Here is a 14404-nt window from a genome sequence, read left to right on the forward strand (position 1 = left end):
CGTCAGGATGGACCAAGATACCATTTTTTCCTAACTCATATCGGCGTTAATATGATGGACCTCATGCGATCCTTGCCTTTGATTCGAATTTCCGATGCTTTTCAGAAACCTCCATTCCTCGACCTCACTGGAACTGGTGCGCTACGCGGACATCGATCAGTTTCGCGAGAGCGAACGGTATGCAAGTGCCGAAAGCACCCCGCTAAGGGCCGGCAATTTCGAGGTGCTGCGGGCCAACGTTGCCTTGCCCTCGTGCTCCCTGTCGCTGGTACAGACTTTTCCGCGCATCATCAGGGGGTACGATCTCTCCGGCCGGCTGGTCATCGTTGTTCCCATGGACGGGATCACATCGACCCGGGTGAACGGCAAGGATGTCGGCCGGTCGCTGATCATCCTGAAGGGCAACGCCAACTGCACGGTTTACGAGCCGGAGGGACGCCTCGTCGCGATCCTGGCGATCCGCCGGGATGCGCTGGCCGATAGCTGGAAGGCCTTCAACGACGGCCACGTGCTGCTCCGGTTGGCCGACCCCGATCTGGCGCGCCTGCAAATGCACCTTCGCGGCATTCTCGAGACCGCCGCCGCCCAGCCCCAGGCCATCGCGGCTGATGGCGCGCCGGCGACGATCGAGTCTGCCCTGTTCTCGTCGTTCGACGAGGCGATGTGCGCCGGTGACTTCGACCGGGACGACCCGCGCTCGCGTTACAAGGCCATCGTGGATCACATCGAACGTGTGGTCAGCGCAAACCACACCACCGACATCTACTGCGATATCCTGGCGCAAGAGATCGGCATTTCGACGCGAACGATGAACAATGCCGTCCGTGCTGTCTGCGGCACCAGTCCGTTGCGCTACAGCCAGCTCAGGCGGCTCTGGGCCGTCCGCCGGCAGCTTCGCAGCGGAACCCCAGGCCTGACCGTCAAGGCCAGTGCCTGCGCCCACGGCTTCTGGCACATGGGTGATTTCTCCAAGCTCTATCGCGATACGACCGGGGAGCTTCCATCACAGACGCTTGCAAACGCGAGGCGCCTACCGGCCTGACGGCCGTCGCGATGCCATCGCTCCCGTGATCAATGCGTCCGGCGCGGAGGCGGCGTCATCTGTTGGAACCTCACGCGCGGGTTGATGTCGCAATAGGTATTCCAACGCCCGGACGCCGAGGCCAGGCACTGTTCCCGCGTCACATACATGCATTCGCCGGAAGGGCCGAGCGATCCGCCAAAGACGCACCAGGGATAGTCGCGCTCGGCGTGCGCTGCGCCAGCAAGTCCGGCCACCATGACAACAACCAACAGGGCGAGACGCATGTGATCCTCCATCACGTCAGCGGAACGGCTGGAGCCGGGGAAGGCAACCGGTCGCTAGGAATTGCTTACGGATTGTCGTCTCCGACGGCAAGCATCAATCCGTGGCCTGCGCGGCGGCGTGCCGGGCGATTCCGTTCCGATTGTCTCGGAACGGATTCACGCGAACCGGTATCCACCTTGCTCGAAAACGCCCTAGTGCTTCAGGACCGAGGCAAAGAAAGCGACACTATCGGCGGTCGCATCCCGAGTCGCGGCGACGTTGGCCGGATTGTCCTGGCGGACTGCACCGGGATCATCGAAATCATGCGTCGCGTTGGGATAGATCTTCAGGCTGATATTGGCTTTCTGCGCCCGGCTCTTCTCGACGAGCTCGCTGCATTCGGTCGGCGATATCTCCTCATCGGCGGTGCCGACGAACACGTGAACCGGAGCATAGGGGATCAGGCCAGCCTTGAATTTTCCCTTCAGGCCACAGCCGGGATAGAAGGCGACCGCGGCGCGAAAGCCGACGACTTGCGACGGCGGTGCCAGCGCCGGCGTGTCCGACGACATCGTGGCGAGCGTGGCGCTTGCACCATTCGACCAGCCCTGCAGCGCAATGTAATCGGCCAGGACATCGCTGCGCGTGCGCAGATAGGCCAGAGCGCCATAGGCATCATACGGCCGCACGACCACCTCGTTCACGCTCTCGGGGCGCTGCTCGTAATCCTTGTGCGAGAAGCCTTGCGGATATCCGCGTGGTCCGAACCCGTCCACCAGGATGGCAAGATAACCCTGCTGGGCCCAGAGGTGGCCCCATTTCTGATGGCGCTGGGACAGCGTGCTGGCATCGTACCGTCCGTTGGCCAGCGATGAATAGGGACCGGCCCGGCCATGCATCATGACCACGGCCGGTGTTCGCGCGGCGTGCGGGCCTTCGGGCCTGAAGACATAGCCAACCAGAGTGGTTTGACCGTCTGCGCTGGGAAAAGTGACACGCTCCGGCAACGGGCCGATCGGTGGCGGAGGGGTGGCTCCGACCGAAACGACCAAGGCAGCGGCGAGAGCGACGAAGCGGAAAAGCGAACGCGCTGAAATCACGGGGCACCTCTAAACGAAATGATCGGGAACCTGGCTGAACCGAGCACGAAATCCACGAGACCTGTCGCGCCGGTGTTGAAACAAGCTAGCGGGGCGCCGTGCGGATGTCCCGTAAACGGGCTGTAAATCTGGTGTAAACAACTGTAAACGCTGACAATTCTCCCGAACGCGGACGCGAGGCCGCATGACAGACGGGCATGGTGCGAACGGCCGCATCGCATCCAGCAACCCGACGACCAACCTCAGGAGATCAGTCATGTCACGCACGTCCAGCTTCCTCGCAATTCTGCTCAGCGCCACTGCGATCGGCTCCGCCACCCTCCCGGCGGCGGCCGGATCGCTGCAGGTGTTCGGCGGCGGTAGCCATCTGGCTCAGCTTCCAGCGCCGACTCCGGCCAAGGTGATCCAGTCTCCCCACACGATCCCGACGGTGCCAGGAGTCCCTGCACCGGGCAGGGCCACGGTCGGGAATGCAGAGCAGCCGATGCCGCCGTCCCACAGCATCTCCAGCGTCAAGAACGCCGAGCAGCCGATACCGGCGTCCCACAACATCACCAGCATCCAGAACGCCGAGATCCCGAAACAAAATCTGCCGCCAGTCGACATCTGCGCGACGCATCCGTATTTGCCCATGTGCAAGAGCTCCGGTGGCGGCTCGGGCGGCGGTTCAGGTGGCGGTGGTTCGGGAGGCGGCTCCGGCGGAGGCAGCGCAGGCGGCGGTTCCGGCGGCGGCGGTTCCGGAGGCGGTGGCTCGGGCGGCGGAAGCTCCGGTGGGTCGGGCAGCGGTGGTTCGGGCGGCGGCAGTGCAGGCGGCGGAAGCACGGGCGGCACTGGCAAGAGTGGCGGTAGCGGTCCGGTCGTGATCGTGGTGCCACCAGTGCCGGTCCGCGTGCCGGTCGGGATTCCTGTCGGCATTCCCGGCGCCGGTTCTGCGCCTCTGCCCTACGGCACACCGCCTCGCATTGGCGTTGGCGGAGGCGCTTCCGCTGCGACGGCGCAGCCGCAGCCTGTCGTCACGCCGCAATGCATGACGGCAGCGGACAATCCCCCGCTGGCCACGATGATCGATCAATTGCTGCCGACCGCCCCGCTGTCGGACGCGGCCAGGGCCGAGGTCACTGAGCTCAGGCAGACGATTCAGGTGCTGGAGACGGATGCCAAGGACGCAGCTGCGCGCGATACCGAGGAGGTCGCCATGAACCTGCTCGGCTACCAGAAGGTCTGGCTCCGCTGCGGCTCCGGTGTTTTCATCTGGCAGAAGCAGATGGCCAGTACCGATGCAGGCCAGCCGAAGTGATCCGGCGCATGCGGCTCCGGCGGAGGCGATGCGTCAATCATCGCCTCCGCTTGCCGCTCGGCGACGAACAGCCGCTAATTTAATGCGCCGCGCGACGAACGAAGCTTGCGATCGCATCGCTCAAGCCCGCGGCAAGCGGAACGTTCGGATTGGAATACGCATCCTGCTGACCCGCGCGATCCGCAGGCGTCGTCTTCAGCACGTGATTCATGTCGGGCATGTCGAGGCGTTCAGCGTCGGGGCGCGCCGCGGCGAGCAAAGCTGCATCGGCAGCCAGGATCTGAAGATCGTGCCCGCCGGACACAATCATCACCGGCAAGGCAAGAGCCCCGAGCTCCTTCGCAGGATCAACCGCCAGCTCGGAGATCATGAAAGGCTGCACGCTGGGCCTGAACAGCGCGTGCAAGGCCGGGCTCACGCTCGGCACCGTTTCGCCGCGCTCCAGCGCTGCGATGATGGTTGAGGCCTCGCTCTGCAGCGCTGCGTCCATTCCAATGCCCTGCAACTGATCGCGGATGATATCGCCGAGCCTCCTGCCGGGCGTCGCGAGCAAGACGATGCCGGCGACGGTTTCGCGCCTGGCCGCGAGCATCGCGATCAGCCCGCCTTCGCTGTGTCCGATCATGATTGCGGGTCCGAGATCGGAGCGTTGGCGCAGCCAGCCGAGCCAGGCGATCGCATCGTCGACAAAGGATTTCAGCGCGAGATCTTTTTCCTGCAAGCCGGGCGCGGCGCTGCGGCCGGCGCCGCGTTTGTCATAGCGCAGCGATGCGATGCCCCTGTCGGCGAGCTGTTCGGCAAGCTGGCGCAATTCGGCGGGCCCCGTCGGGCCCTGGTTGCCGTTCCGGTCGGTCGGGCCGGAACCGCCGATCAGCAGCACCACCGGCGGGCGCTCGCTCTTGTCGGGCTTCAACAATGTCCCCGACAGACCCGATGTCGCGACGTCGTCACCTCTGGCTTCGGCGACTGGAAGCGGTTTGAAGAAAAGGCCGGCGATCCTGCCGTCAGGCGACATCCGGAGCAGCCAACGGGTCGCGCCATGCTCGAATGTCACGATGTAGACATCCGAGCCGTGATCGACGCCTGCGAACTCCATTTGCTGCAGTTTGCCGAGCGATTTGAGCGATCCCGCAATCGCTGCTGCCTGCACCTGCACGGCAGCGCCAAGCTCGGGCACCATGCTGCCGGTATCCGGCGCGCCTTGCTGCAGATCCGCAATGATCTTGCGCAGCGGGGCTTCCGTTGGACGGGACGCATCGTTCTGCGCAAGCACCATGCGCGCTCCTTCAGGCAGGGGTGAGGCTGCACCCGTCAGGACCGCGACAGCGACAATCGCGGCGAACCTGCTCAGGCGAAGCGAACGGGTCGGGATCATCGCGACCTGCGCTGCTGGCGATGCCGCGTAAACAGGCTGCGAACGCGATGTAAACGGCCGGAAATGCCGCAGGATCGGACGAACCCGGTCCGCTGCGGAATGACTGATTGGCATGTGCCACGGCTTACGTGCCCTGCACGCAGGTCGTGATCCAGTAATGCCGATCCATCTCGTGCCGACCACAGGAGATCATCATGTTGCGCATTCAAGCTCTGCTCGCGATCACGCTCAGTCTTGCTTCGATCGGTATCGCAGCTCCCGCCTCTGCGCACGCCAGCACGACGATAAGGCCGCTCGAAACCGAGGCGGGTCGATTGCCGCGGCCACCGCTCGTGCCAAAGGTGCTTCCGACCTATTGCGAGACCCACAACTGCCTGATGCCGCCGCGCCCCCAACCCGATCGTTGAACCCATAAGCTTGAACCCATGCCAATGCTCACATTCCGTCGCACCCGACCATCTCACACCCTCAAGGAGACCACCATGTTCCGCGCATCCATCCTGTCGGCGATCGTCCTTGCAATTGCAGCCATCGCCACCCCGGCGTCCGCATTCTCCACGCAGACTTTCGGTGCCACCAATCGAGAGGTCGCGGCTCACTTTCATCCCATCACATCGGTGCAGAAGAGTTACCTCCACCCGCCGAGCAAGAAGAAGCCATTGTGAGCGTTCGCCTGTCGCACGATTCATTGCGCTCCGGTCCAGCGGTCGTTCTCCATGACGATCGTGCAATGCTCGCCCTTCTGCTGACAGGCATCCAGGGCGAGCTTGCGTGCATCGTCGAGGGTCGGCGCGGTCCGATAGGACGCATTCTGCGTTCCGGGTGTCCGCGCCAAGGCCTTCTCGCCCGGCGCGGTCAGATAGGCCTGCACATAGTTGTGCAGGGATTGCGGCCATCGCAGTTTCTGCAGCACGACGTCCACGCTGGAAAGCGGCCAGGTCGGGAGATTGTGGCTCCTCAAAAAAATGTCGAGCTCGGCCAGCCAGCGCGCGCGACCGGCATTCGATCCAAGCCCGGTGTGGCCGTCCTCGCCGATCGGCTCAAGCAGCACGAGCTTGAGATCCGCGCCTGATGCCGTGAAGGCCGCCCGCATCGCCTCGATCTGGTCGACGGGATGATTGAGGTCGTTCTTGGCGAACACCCAGAGATTGGGAACGTGGCTGCGCGCGCCAAGCGCCCTGAAATCGGCGGGAATGGCATCGTTGATCGCCGCACAGCCCGCCAGATGCTCGCCACCCGCAAGGTCGATCACCGCCGCAAGGCCTGGGACATTTCGCGCGCCCAGCGCCAGCGCAGCCGCGCCGCCGGCAGATTCACCGATGACGATCATCCGCGCTGGATCGGCGTCGGCGCGCTGCGTGACAGTGCCGATCGAGGCCTCGATGTCATCGGCATCCGCATTCATCCAGGACAGAAAGGTATCCGCAGCGCAGGGCCCGTCCGACTGGCTCGGGCCGTCGGACGATCCATAGCCACGCCGGTTGATCGCCACGACCAGCCAGCCGCGGCGCGCGATGTCGGCGATGGCATTGATACCTGGATCGCGAACGAGACTTTGATCCAGCGCCATGTTGCGAACCGGCGGCCGGCCGTGATTGAAGAACGCGATCGGCAAACGTCCCGCCGCATCCGTGCGCTTGACGAACAGCGCCTCCAGGCGAACGTCCCTGCCGCCGATCTTGACGCGCAGATATCGACGCTCCTCGACGAGATCGCCGGCGAATGCCGTCGAGAACGAGGCGATGAGGGCAATGACCGCGAAAGCGACGTGCGCGCGCGATTTGGGGGTTCGACAGATCGGACGCATCATCTGACGTCCCCGACCCAGCGATCATTTTCCATGACGATGGCGCAGTCCTGCGCGAGCCTCGCGCAGCTCGCCAGGGCGCCGCTCCGCGCCTCATCGAGGCTTTTCGCGCCAAACTGATACGTCAGCGGCAGATGCGGCTCGGCGACGACCTTGTTCTGGGGACGCGCCCACGCGGCCTGCAAGGCCTGCGAGAACGCGATCGCCTTTTCGCCGGGAGCTGCAAAATAGCGTTGGAACAGGACTTCCGCGACATTCTCCCGCTCGATCCTGTCGGTGATCTTGAGCCTGTCGGCGACATTCCAGACGTCGGCCGGGCTCCATGTCGGCAGGCCTCTGACACGCAGGAAGGCATCCATCTGCGCGTACCATGCGCCGGTCGCCTGACCGAAGACAGCGGTACCGACGTCGCCGTCGCGGAAGAACATGACGAATTTGACATCGCCGCCGGCATCGAGAAACGCGCCGTGCAAACGCTCGGCGAGATCGGGGCCGAATGCCTTGTCGCTCCTTGAATAGATCCAGAGATTGGGCACGCGGTTTCTCGTGCCGAAAGCCTTGTACTGCTCGACCAGGAGGTCGTCGATCGGGCAGTTCGATTCGGACTGCAGGCCGCCTGAAACCGAGATAACCCCGACCAATCCGGGCGGATTGCGCGCGGAGAGCGCGACGGCCGCCACGCCTGCGATTTCGGATCCGATCGCGATCACCCTGCTCGCATCGGCATCCGGCCGCTTCGCGACAAATTCGATGGTTGCCTGCAGATCGTCCGCCGCGGCGTTTGCCCATGCACCGAGCGATGCGGCCTGGCAGGTGATCGCCGCCGGCTTTTGGCCCTCGGACTGGCCAAAGCCGCGCCGCATCACGACCACCGCAAGCCAGCCGCGTCGCGCCAGGTCCCGCGCATGGTGCGCGTAGGTCGCCGTGCTCGTCCCGCCTCCACCCGTTGCGGTCGCAACGCCGCCATTGGTCAGGATCGCAATCGGCAGCCGGCCCTGGGCGTCGGACTTCCTGATGATGAGTCCCTCGAGCCGGACAACATCCCTGCCGATGGTCACGGCCAACGGGGCTGCTGTTTCCAGCAAGTCATCGGACCGTGCGGGTGACGCGGCCGTGCAAACCAACGCAGCAAGCAGGATCAGGCGGGCACCCATCACGACGTTCTTCCCCCAAAACGACGGTCCATCTGGCGCGGGCGCATTTGTGCACGGGGCGTTCACAAGCGGAAGTCATTCCGGCTGGGCAATCACGTAAACGGCGGGTGAACCGGATGTAAATGCAAGTAAACGCTCGAGAATCCGCTGAACTCCCGCGCTCGGTGCAATGACGGATGGGCATGATGTGAATGTTCACATCCCATCCGGACAGGCCGCGCGCTGCCGATGGTCAACAAGCTACAGGAGAGATCGCCATGTCACGCAAGTCCGTTTTCTCGAACCTCAAGCTGCTTCTCGCCGGAACCGGCCTCGCCCTCGCCATCTCGACCGGCGCTGCCTCCGCCAGCCCGCTGGGCCTCGCACTCGGCATCGCGTCGAACGTCGCCGAGTCCGCGCTGTCGTGCGGACCCGGCACCCATCTCGGCTATGAAGGCAAGTATTGCTGGCCCAATCACCCCCGCGAATGTCCGATCGGAACGCATCTGGGCTACGAGGGCAAGTATTGCTGGCGGGACTAGGGCGTGGACTCATTAGCGCGCAGCCGTGCCGGCCGAGCACAATGCTCTTGCCCTGTCAGGCCGACTTGTCGTCACGGCTGCCCTCAAGCTTATCTCGCAAGGCCGCGATCACGCGATGGACAATCCGTATATCCTTGACCGACAGCCCTTCTGAAAGATCGTTGATCCAGGGGGCCTGCAATTCCATTGCGGCTTCGAAGGCGCGCCTTCCAGCCTCAGTGAGCACAACAAGCTGCGCCCGTCGGTGATGCGGGTTGACCTCGAAAGATACGAGGCCCTCCCTATGCAGATCATTGATAATCCGTTGCACGTTTTGACGATTGCCGCCGAGGTCACGTGCGAGCCAAGCGACCGGTTGGGGACGCTCGGCGGCCACAATGGCGCCAAGCACCTGCCAGCGTGCGCTTGTCAGGCCGAGCGGGGCGACCAGACGGTCGCCGGCCGTCAAAAGTAGGCTGTCGAGCCTGAATAGATCGAGAACAAGATCGGTCAGGGCTTCACCCTCGGTGGTTCGCTTGGCTCTCTTCATTCGTCACCATTGATTTATATTGACATCATAGTGTCAATCTAATATGTAATCATAATACCAATTAGGCATCATATATCAACTAGCAATGGAGCCACCCATGTCTCTGCTACGCCCACTCGACCCGTCCTTCCCGATCGACCGCCAGATCGGTATTGAGGCAAATTCAGTCGTCCTAGTGAACCCATTCACTCTCGACAAAGCCGACGAGGCGGCTTTTCTCAAGACCTGGCAGGACGACGCAGAGTTCATGAAGCGACAGCCGGGCTTCATTTCCACCCAGCTTCACAGAGCTCTCGGCGACAGCTCGACCTATCTGAATTACGCCGTCTGGGAATCCACCGCACACTTCCGCGCGGCGTTCACCCATCCTGACTTCCTGGCAAAAATCGCCAGCTATCCGGCCTCGGCGATAGCTTCCCCTCATCTGTTCCAGAAAGTTTCCGTGCCCGGCATCTGCGTTGCCTAGCCCTGCTGTTTTTAAGAAGGGAAGATGCTCATGATCAAGTTGATACATCCTCTCGCTGGCGCCTTATCTATCGCAACGATCGGTACATTTTGGCTCTCGACGGTACTCAGTGAGCTGTTCGCGTCCCATGCCACAGTCGCAGCGGTTAAGAGCACCATACCTTGGGGTTTCTTGTTGCTGATTCCGGCGCTCGCTGCCACCGGTGGCACAGGTGTCATCCTGGCAAAGGGACGCCGGGCCGGGCTGATCGGGGCCAAATTCAGGCGCATGCCATTCATTGCAGGAAACGGCATACTGGTTCTTATTCCGTCTGCGCTCTTCCTTGCGTCCAAGGCTCAAGCGGCGGCATTCGATGCTACGTTCTATGCTGTGCAAACGATCGAGTTCGTCGCGGGCGCAACAAACATTACACTTCTAGTTCTCAACATGCGGGACGGTTTCAAAATCAGAGGATGGTTGCGCCGTAAACCCGCTTGATCACCCAATTGGAACTGCGCGGAGAACTGACCTGACGCTCGATGTTGTCGTGACTTTATGAGTACGCGCCCTAGGTCAGATGACGGGTCAAAACAAAACGGGCCGCCTTACTGGGCGGCCTCTTTCTTTTTTCTTTGACGCACGACACCGCACCTCAGCGCCCTGCCAATTTGGCCAGCAGCTTGCCTTCTTGCGACTTGCCGAGCACGACTTCGTTGGGATGCTCCGCCAGGATTTCGTGCGCTTCACTTTCGTCAACGCCCGACAGAACTGCCAATCGCTCGACCGTACGCCAGTTGTACTGATTGTCCTGCATGGCTGCGACCATGCGCTTGAACACGATGGCGCGCTGCTCGTCCCGCGAGGGTGCAGGCGGCGCCGGCGACGGCCGTGTCTCGGGCGAGATCGCGGGCGGCGACGCTTCGGCAACCCGTTGCAGGGCGTCTCGGTTGCTCCATTCCTTCCAACCGACGACGGCCATGATCAGGACGACAGCGACCGCGCCAATTCCGGCGAACCTGGGAAGTCTGTTCCCCGATCCGCGATCGAACGCTACCACAGGCGCATCTGCGCCCTGGACTGCCGCCGGCTGAACTGCAACAGGTTGATGGTCCGGGGTGACGACCTCCGGTTTGGCGGTGAACCTGTAGCCCTCGCCCGGTACTGTCACGATCAGCCGCGGCGTTTTCGGGTCCGGTTCGATCTTGCGGCGCAGGCGCGAGATCAGCACATCGACGCTGCGGTCTTCGGGCTCTGCGCCGCGGCCCGTCACCACACGCGTGAGCTCGTCGCGTGACAGCACCCGACCGGGCTTTTGTCCGAACGCCAGCAGCAGGGAAAACTCGGCGCGCGTCAGCGTCACGTCCTGTCCCCGCGCATCGACGCAGGTGCGCGCACCGGCGTCGAGCGTGTACCCCTCGAAGCGAAGAATTTGTGGCGTCGACGGCGCCTCCTGGACTCGGGCCGGTCGCAAGACGGAGCGGACCTTGTCCAGCACGTCCAATTCGCTGAGGGGTAACGCAACGCTGACAGCCGGCTCGCCCGACGCTCCAGGATCGGCCGCCGGTTCTCCGATCATGATGACGTGCGCGACCACGCCGGTGAGTTCATGCGCGAGCTCGACGCCCGGCGCGCCCAATCCCCGTGGTGCGACCATGGCGAGGTCGATACCGGCCTTCGCGGCCACCTCGTGCGCACGCCGCGGACTCTCGGCGAGCTCCACGGCGTAGCCGGCCTGCAGCAGCCAGCGCGCCAGTGTCGCTCGCAATGAAGCGTCGTCGGCGACGACGAGGATTGTCGGCTTCACCATCCCTGAGCAACTGATCTGGTGTGCGCCGAGAGGCCGGCCGCAGCTTCAGGACATGACATTGCAGCAACCGTGCTCATCGCGCTCCCTCTCACGCGGACCACCTATAGCAAAAAACGCCGGCATCGCCGAGATCGCTGTCAACGCCGCACGAATGGGATGTAAACGACTGTAAACGCGTCCGAATTGTCGGGTCAATTGCCGTTGCCGACCTGATGCCCCGTAAAGCGATCGTCGGCGCGGCGGAGCCGCCGGCACAATTCGCGATTGATGTTCTGCAGGACGATCACATAGGCGTGGACGTCGGCCTTGTAACAGGCGTAGAGCTTTTTGGCCGTCAGTTCGTACAGCACGGTCGGGCTTTCCGCGATCACCGTGGCGGAACGATTTTGCATTTCGATCAGCGTCATCTCGCCGAAGAAATCGCCAGGCTCCAGCACGGAAATCGGGATGACGTTCCCCGAACTCGTCCGCTTGCGGACCGCCAGCCGGCCGGATTTGACGATGAACATCGAGCGCCCCGGTTCGCCCTCCGTCACGATCGTCGCGCCGGTATCGAAGCGGCATTCGACCAGCATCGAGACCAGGACTTCGAGGCTTGCGTCCGTGAGACCGCCGAAGAACGGTGTCGCGAGCAGGAACGCTTTCAGATCGGGGGTGCTGGCGGTCATCGCGCGAGGATAGTTGTCGGCGCCATGAGCGGCAAGCAGAGCGCGGACGAGATTCACTGCCGCGCGATGCTCTCGCTGCGCACCATCCGCTTTCGCCAGAGGTCGGCCAAGACCTTGATGGTGGCGGCGAGCACGAGCGCACAGAGCACCGCCTTAGAGATCGTCTCCATCGTCCCCTCGATCAACAGGCAATGAACCACGCCGGCGATCACGATGGCGATCGCAAGGGGAATATGGATGATGCGCCAGGAGCGCAGCCGCAGGCCCAGCCGCCGGCGCAACGCCGCCAGAAGCGCGACGGCGAAGATCGCCCACATGGCGACCACGCCGAAGGGGGAGAACGGCGTCGGCGAAGAGAAGGTGAGCGCGTCGATCATGTCGGGCGGGCTGGTGAACCAGAGGCCGGCGACATGGATCACCACGGCCAGCGCAAGCGCGCCGCCGATCCAATGATGAGCGCGCCGTGCGCGATACGTCGACAGGCCGGGCAGATATCCGCCGATCAGCAGCGGCTGAACCAGCACGAGAGCGAGAGCGATGATTCCAGCGAATCCTGCCAGAATGTAGATCGGGCCTCGCCACGCCAGCTGCTCGCTTGCCGCCGCGAACGCGATCGGCACGCCGACGGCCAAGGCAAGGGCGGCCCAGATCAGGGATGTCCGCCCGTTCATCTGCAATTCTGTCAGGCCGGTTGAAGCACGAAATGCGCCTCAAGGCTGGTTTCCTTCGGGCTGCGCATGATCGGCCGCAGAAAGACGGTTTTGAATTCGCCGCTGTCATAGGCGAGGTGACCGTGCGGCTGGCCGAAGATCGGAATGATCTGCGGCATCTCGAGCCGGAACACGCCGTCCTTGTCGGTGAGCGTGGCGCCGTGGCTCTGCGGCTCGTGCTCCTGCCCTTCGACCGTGTGCGCCCAGATCTGGATGCGCTGTCCGGCCAGCGGTGCTCCGTCGCCGGCGCGGCGCACAGTGCCGCTCATCCAGAAGCCGCCCTTTCCGATCCGATCCACGATCGGCGCGCCCTTGCGATAATTGTTGGCTCCGCCGGTCATCGATTCCGTCGGCGCGAGGCCGTCCGCACGTGCAGGCAGCAGAAGCCCGGAAGCGCCGGCCGCCAGGACGCCCGAGGCAAGGACCGAGCTGCCGGCGACGAGGAGATTGCGGCGGCTGAGTACGACAAGGGTCATATCTGTCCTCCTGGCAAAGGTGGCGCTGCGCGCAGGATACACCACCACACAAGAAACGCCCAGCCGAGACGAAGGGCGACACAGGGCGCCATAACAGGGTTGTGAATGGTGCTCTACCCATCCTGCGCGGTGACACTACATGTCGACCCCTCATACATGCAGACCCCCACTCCGGCAGCCCGACATGATCCCCTTTTCAGTGCTCGACCTCGCGCCCATCAGGCAGGGCTCCGACGCCGCGCAGGCGTTCCGCAATTCGCTCGATCTTGCCCGGCATGCCGAGGCCTGGGGCTTCAAGCGGTTCTGGCTGGCCGAGCATCACAACATGATGGGCATCGCGAGCGCGGCGACGTCGGTGGTGATCGGACATGTCGCGGGCGGGACCAAGACGATCCGCGTCGGCTCCGGCGGGGTGATGCTGCCGAACTATTCGCCGCTCGTGATCGCCGAGCAGTTCGGGACGCTGGAATCGCTCTATCCCGGACGGATCGATCTCGGCCTTGGCCGCGCGCCCGGTACCGACCAGCTCACCGCGCGGGCGATGCGGCGGGACCTCGCGACGGCGGCCGAAAATTTTCCGCATGACGTGCTGGAATTGCAAGCGCTGCTCGGCGATTTGCAACCGGACCAGACCATCCGCGCCGTGCCCGGCATGGGCACGAAGGTGCCGCTCTGGATCCTCGGCTCCAGCATGTTCGGCGCGCAGCTCGCGGCGATGCTGGGGCTGCCCTTCGCCTTCGCCTCGCATTTCGCGCCGCAGATGATGATGCCGGCGCTGCGGGAATATCGCGCGCGCTTCGAGCCGTCGGCGCAGCTCGACAAGCCCTATGCGATGATCGGCGTCAACGTTTTCGCCGCCGACAGCGATATCGAGGCGCAGCGGATGTTCACCTCGCTGCAGCAGCAGTTCATCAATTTGCGCCGCGGCACGCCTGGCCAGCTGCCGCCACCGGTCGACGACATGGACGCGCTGTGGTCGCCGGCGGAGAAAGCCGGCGTTGCGCAATCGCTGGCCTGCTCAGCCGTCGGCTCGCCTGATGTCGTTGAGGGAAAGCTGAGGGCGCTGATCGCCGACACCGCGGCTGATGAGCTGATGACCACCGGCCAGATCTACGACCACACCGCGCGGCTGCGCTCGTTCGAGATCGCAGCAGAGGTGCGGGACCGGTTGGCGAACACGGCCTAGTCGCCATGCCCGGGCTTGCCCGGCCATGACGCAGATAACTC

The 14404-nt window shown here is 63.7% G+C and carries 18 protein-coding genes; 8 read left to right on the forward strand and 10 right to left on the reverse strand.

What is annotated here, in order from left to right; translation table 11 throughout:
• Positions 1-94: 94 nt before the first annotated feature.
• On the forward strand, positions 95-1042 hold the full coding sequence (locus tag JQ621_RS29690) for an AraC family transcriptional regulator (RefSeq protein ID WP_212240226.1): 948 nt from the start codon (positions 95-97) through the stop codon (positions 1040-1042).
• A 29-nt stretch (positions 1043-1071) separates the two neighbouring features.
• On the opposite strand, the gene JQ621_RS29695 is transcribed toward JQ621_RS29690, so the two are convergent.
• Positions 1072-1308 carry a DUF3551 domain-containing protein gene (locus tag JQ621_RS29695; RefSeq protein ID WP_212240228.1) on the reverse strand — a complete coding sequence of 79 codons (237 nt, stop codon included), beginning with the start codon at positions 1306-1308 and terminating at the stop codon, positions 1072-1074.
• Between the two features lie 192 nt (positions 1309-1500).
• Positions 1501-2388, reverse strand: coding sequence for a dienelactone hydrolase family protein (locus JQ621_RS29700; RefSeq protein ID WP_212240230.1), 888 nt, complete (start codon positions 2386-2388; stop codon positions 1501-1503).
• A gap of 256 nt (positions 2389-2644) precedes the next feature.
• Between JQ621_RS29700 and JQ621_RS29705 the strand changes: the two genes are divergently transcribed.
• Positions 2645-3685 (forward strand): hypothetical protein, encoded by a 1041-nt coding sequence (locus tag JQ621_RS29705; RefSeq protein WP_212240233.1) that lies wholly within the window; start codon positions 2645-2647, stop codon positions 3683-3685.
• Positions 3686-3764: 79 nt separating this feature from the next.
• On the opposite strand, the gene JQ621_RS29710 is transcribed toward JQ621_RS29705, so the two are convergent.
• Positions 3765-4961 (reverse strand): alpha/beta hydrolase, encoded by a 1197-nt coding sequence (locus JQ621_RS29710; protein ID WP_212240235.1) that lies wholly within the window; start codon positions 4959-4961, stop codon positions 3765-3767.
• Positions 4962-5254: 293 nt separating this feature from the next.
• On the opposite strand from JQ621_RS29710, the gene JQ621_RS29715 reads away from it, so the two are divergent.
• A complete protein-coding gene (locus tag JQ621_RS29715; RefSeq protein WP_212240237.1) occupies positions 5255-5467 on the forward strand; it encodes a hypothetical protein in 213 nt (70 codons plus the stop codon).
• A 75-nt stretch (positions 5468-5542) separates the two neighbouring features.
• Positions 5543-5725, forward strand: a complete 183-nt coding sequence (locus JQ621_RS29720) for a hypothetical protein (protein ID WP_212240239.1) — start codon at positions 5543-5545, stop codon at positions 5723-5725.
• Positions 5726-5745: 20 nt separating this feature from the next.
• Here JQ621_RS29720 and JQ621_RS29725 read toward each other — a convergent pair whose 3' ends face one another.
• The gene (locus tag JQ621_RS29725) at positions 5746-6870 is read right to left on the reverse strand and encodes an alpha/beta hydrolase family protein (protein WP_212240241.1); all 1125 of its coding nucleotides are present in this window, start codon (positions 6868-6870) and stop codon (positions 5746-5748) included.
• Positions 6867-8021 carry an alpha/beta hydrolase family protein gene (locus JQ621_RS29730; RefSeq protein WP_249125664.1) on the reverse strand — a complete coding sequence of 385 codons (1155 nt, stop codon included), beginning with the start codon at positions 8019-8021 and terminating at the stop codon, positions 6867-6869. Before JQ621_RS29730 ends, JQ621_RS29725 begins: the two co-directional genes overlap by 4 nt.
• Before the next feature lie 257 nt (positions 8022-8278).
• Between JQ621_RS29730 and JQ621_RS29735 the strand changes: the two genes are divergently transcribed.
• Complete coding sequence (locus JQ621_RS29735; protein ID WP_212240243.1) at positions 8279-8542, forward strand: hypothetical protein; 264 nt, start codon at positions 8279-8281, stop codon at positions 8540-8542.
• 55 nt (positions 8543-8597) lie between these two features.
• Here the strand turns inward: JQ621_RS29735 and JQ621_RS29740 are convergent, their stop codons facing one another.
• Positions 8598-9071, reverse strand: coding sequence for a MarR family winged helix-turn-helix transcriptional regulator (locus JQ621_RS29740; RefSeq protein WP_212240244.1), 474 nt, complete (start codon positions 9069-9071; stop codon positions 8598-8600).
• Between the two features lie 97 nt (positions 9072-9168).
• On the opposite strand from JQ621_RS29740, the gene JQ621_RS29745 reads away from it, so the two are divergent.
• Positions 9169-9537: an antibiotic biosynthesis monooxygenase family protein gene (locus tag JQ621_RS29745; protein ID WP_249125657.1), complete on the forward strand. Its 369-nt coding sequence runs from the start codon at positions 9169-9171 to the stop codon at positions 9535-9537.
• Positions 9538-9567: 30 nt separating this feature from the next.
• Positions 9568-10014 carry a hypothetical protein gene (locus JQ621_RS29750; RefSeq protein ID WP_212240326.1) on the forward strand — a complete coding sequence of 149 codons (447 nt, stop codon included), beginning with the start codon at positions 9568-9570 and terminating at the stop codon, positions 10012-10014.
• Positions 10015-10168: 154 nt separating this feature from the next.
• Here JQ621_RS29750 and JQ621_RS29755 read toward each other — a convergent pair whose 3' ends face one another.
• The 4 genes from JQ621_RS29755 to JQ621_RS29770 all read right to left on the reverse strand — a co-directional run bounded on the left by JQ621_RS29755 (position 10169) and on the right by JQ621_RS29770 (position 13177).
• Complete coding sequence (locus JQ621_RS29755; protein WP_212240246.1) at positions 10169-11236, reverse strand: winged helix family transcriptional regulator; 1068 nt, start codon at positions 11234-11236, stop codon at positions 10169-10171.
• A gap of 278 nt (positions 11237-11514) precedes the next feature.
• A complete protein-coding gene (locus tag JQ621_RS29760) occupies positions 11515-11991 on the reverse strand; it encodes a Crp/Fnr family transcriptional regulator (RefSeq protein WP_212240327.1) in 477 nt (158 codons plus the stop codon).
• Between the two features lie 53 nt (positions 11992-12044).
• Positions 12045-12662: a ferric reductase-like transmembrane domain-containing protein gene (locus tag JQ621_RS29765; RefSeq protein ID WP_212240247.1), complete on the reverse strand. Its 618-nt coding sequence runs from the start codon at positions 12660-12662 to the stop codon at positions 12045-12047.
• Between the two features lie 11 nt (positions 12663-12673).
• Entirely contained in the window at positions 12674-13177 is a 504-nt protein-coding gene (locus JQ621_RS29770) for a peptidase associated/transthyretin-like domain-containing protein (RefSeq protein ID WP_212240249.1), read from the reverse strand.
• A 184-nt stretch (positions 13178-13361) separates the two neighbouring features.
• On the opposite strand from JQ621_RS29770, the gene JQ621_RS29775 reads away from it, so the two are divergent.
• Positions 13362-14363 carry an LLM class flavin-dependent oxidoreductase gene (locus JQ621_RS29775; protein WP_212240251.1) on the forward strand — a complete coding sequence of 334 codons (1002 nt, stop codon included), beginning with the start codon at positions 13362-13364 and terminating at the stop codon, positions 14361-14363.
• Positions 14364-14404 lie beyond the last annotated feature (41 nt).

Source organism: Bradyrhizobium manausense, from assembly GCF_018129685.1.
Lineage (GTDB): Bacteria > Pseudomonadota > Alphaproteobacteria > Rhizobiales > Xanthobacteraceae > Bradyrhizobium > Bradyrhizobium manausense_D.

What these genes read in the sequence shown, in the direction of transcription:
- JQ621_RS29735 (WP_212240243.1), top strand. Translation starts at nt 8,279, where the DNA reads ATGTCACGCAAGTCCGTTTTCTCGAACCTCAAGCTGCTTCTCGCCGGA.
- JQ621_RS29730 (WP_249125664.1), bottom strand. Translation starts at nt 8,021, where the DNA reads ATGGGTGCCCGCCTGATCCTGCTTGCTGCGTTGGTTTGCACGGCCGCG.
- JQ621_RS29725 (WP_212240241.1), bottom strand. Translation starts at nt 6,870, where the DNA reads ATGATGCGTCCGATCTGTCGAACCCCCAAATCGCGCGCGCACGTCGCT.
- JQ621_RS29750 (WP_212240326.1), top strand. Translation starts at nt 9,568, where the DNA reads ATGATCAAGTTGATACATCCTCTCGCTGGCGCCTTATCTATCGCAACG.
- JQ621_RS29695 (WP_212240228.1), bottom strand. Translation starts at nt 1,308, where the DNA reads ATGCGTCTCGCCCTGTTGGTTGTTGTCATGGTGGCCGGACTTGCTGGC.
- JQ621_RS29770 (WP_212240249.1), bottom strand. Translation starts at nt 13,177, where the DNA reads ATGACCCTTGTCGTACTCAGCCGCCGCAATCTCCTCGTCGCCGGCAGC.
- JQ621_RS29710 (WP_212240235.1), bottom strand. Translation starts at nt 4,961, where the DNA reads ATGGTGCTTGCGCAGAACGATGCGTCCCGTCCAACGGAAGCCCCGCTG.
- JQ621_RS29720 (WP_212240239.1), top strand. Translation starts at nt 5,543, where the DNA reads ATGTTCCGCGCATCCATCCTGTCGGCGATCGTCCTTGCAATTGCAGCC.
- JQ621_RS29705 (WP_212240233.1), top strand. Translation starts at nt 2,645, where the DNA reads ATGTCACGCACGTCCAGCTTCCTCGCAATTCTGCTCAGCGCCACTGCG.
- JQ621_RS29690 (WP_212240226.1), top strand. Translation starts at nt 95, where the DNA reads ATGCTTTTCAGAAACCTCCATTCCTCGACCTCACTGGAACTGGTGCGC.
- JQ621_RS29765 (WP_212240247.1), bottom strand. Translation starts at nt 12,662, where the DNA reads ATGAACGGGCGGACATCCCTGATCTGGGCCGCCCTTGCCTTGGCCGTC.
- JQ621_RS29775 (WP_212240251.1), top strand. Translation starts at nt 13,362, where the DNA reads ATGATCCCCTTTTCAGTGCTCGACCTCGCGCCCATCAGGCAGGGCTCC.
- JQ621_RS29740 (WP_212240244.1), bottom strand. Translation starts at nt 9,071, where the DNA reads ATGAAGAGAGCCAAGCGAACCACCGAGGGTGAAGCCCTGACCGATCTT.
- JQ621_RS29745 (WP_249125657.1), top strand. Translation starts at nt 9,169, where the DNA reads ATGTCTCTGCTACGCCCACTCGACCCGTCCTTCCCGATCGACCGCCAG.
- JQ621_RS29760 (WP_212240327.1), bottom strand. Translation starts at nt 11,991, where the DNA reads ATGACCGCCAGCACCCCCGATCTGAAAGCGTTCCTGCTCGCGACACCG.
- JQ621_RS29715 (WP_212240237.1), top strand. Translation starts at nt 5,255, where the DNA reads ATGTTGCGCATTCAAGCTCTGCTCGCGATCACGCTCAGTCTTGCTTCG.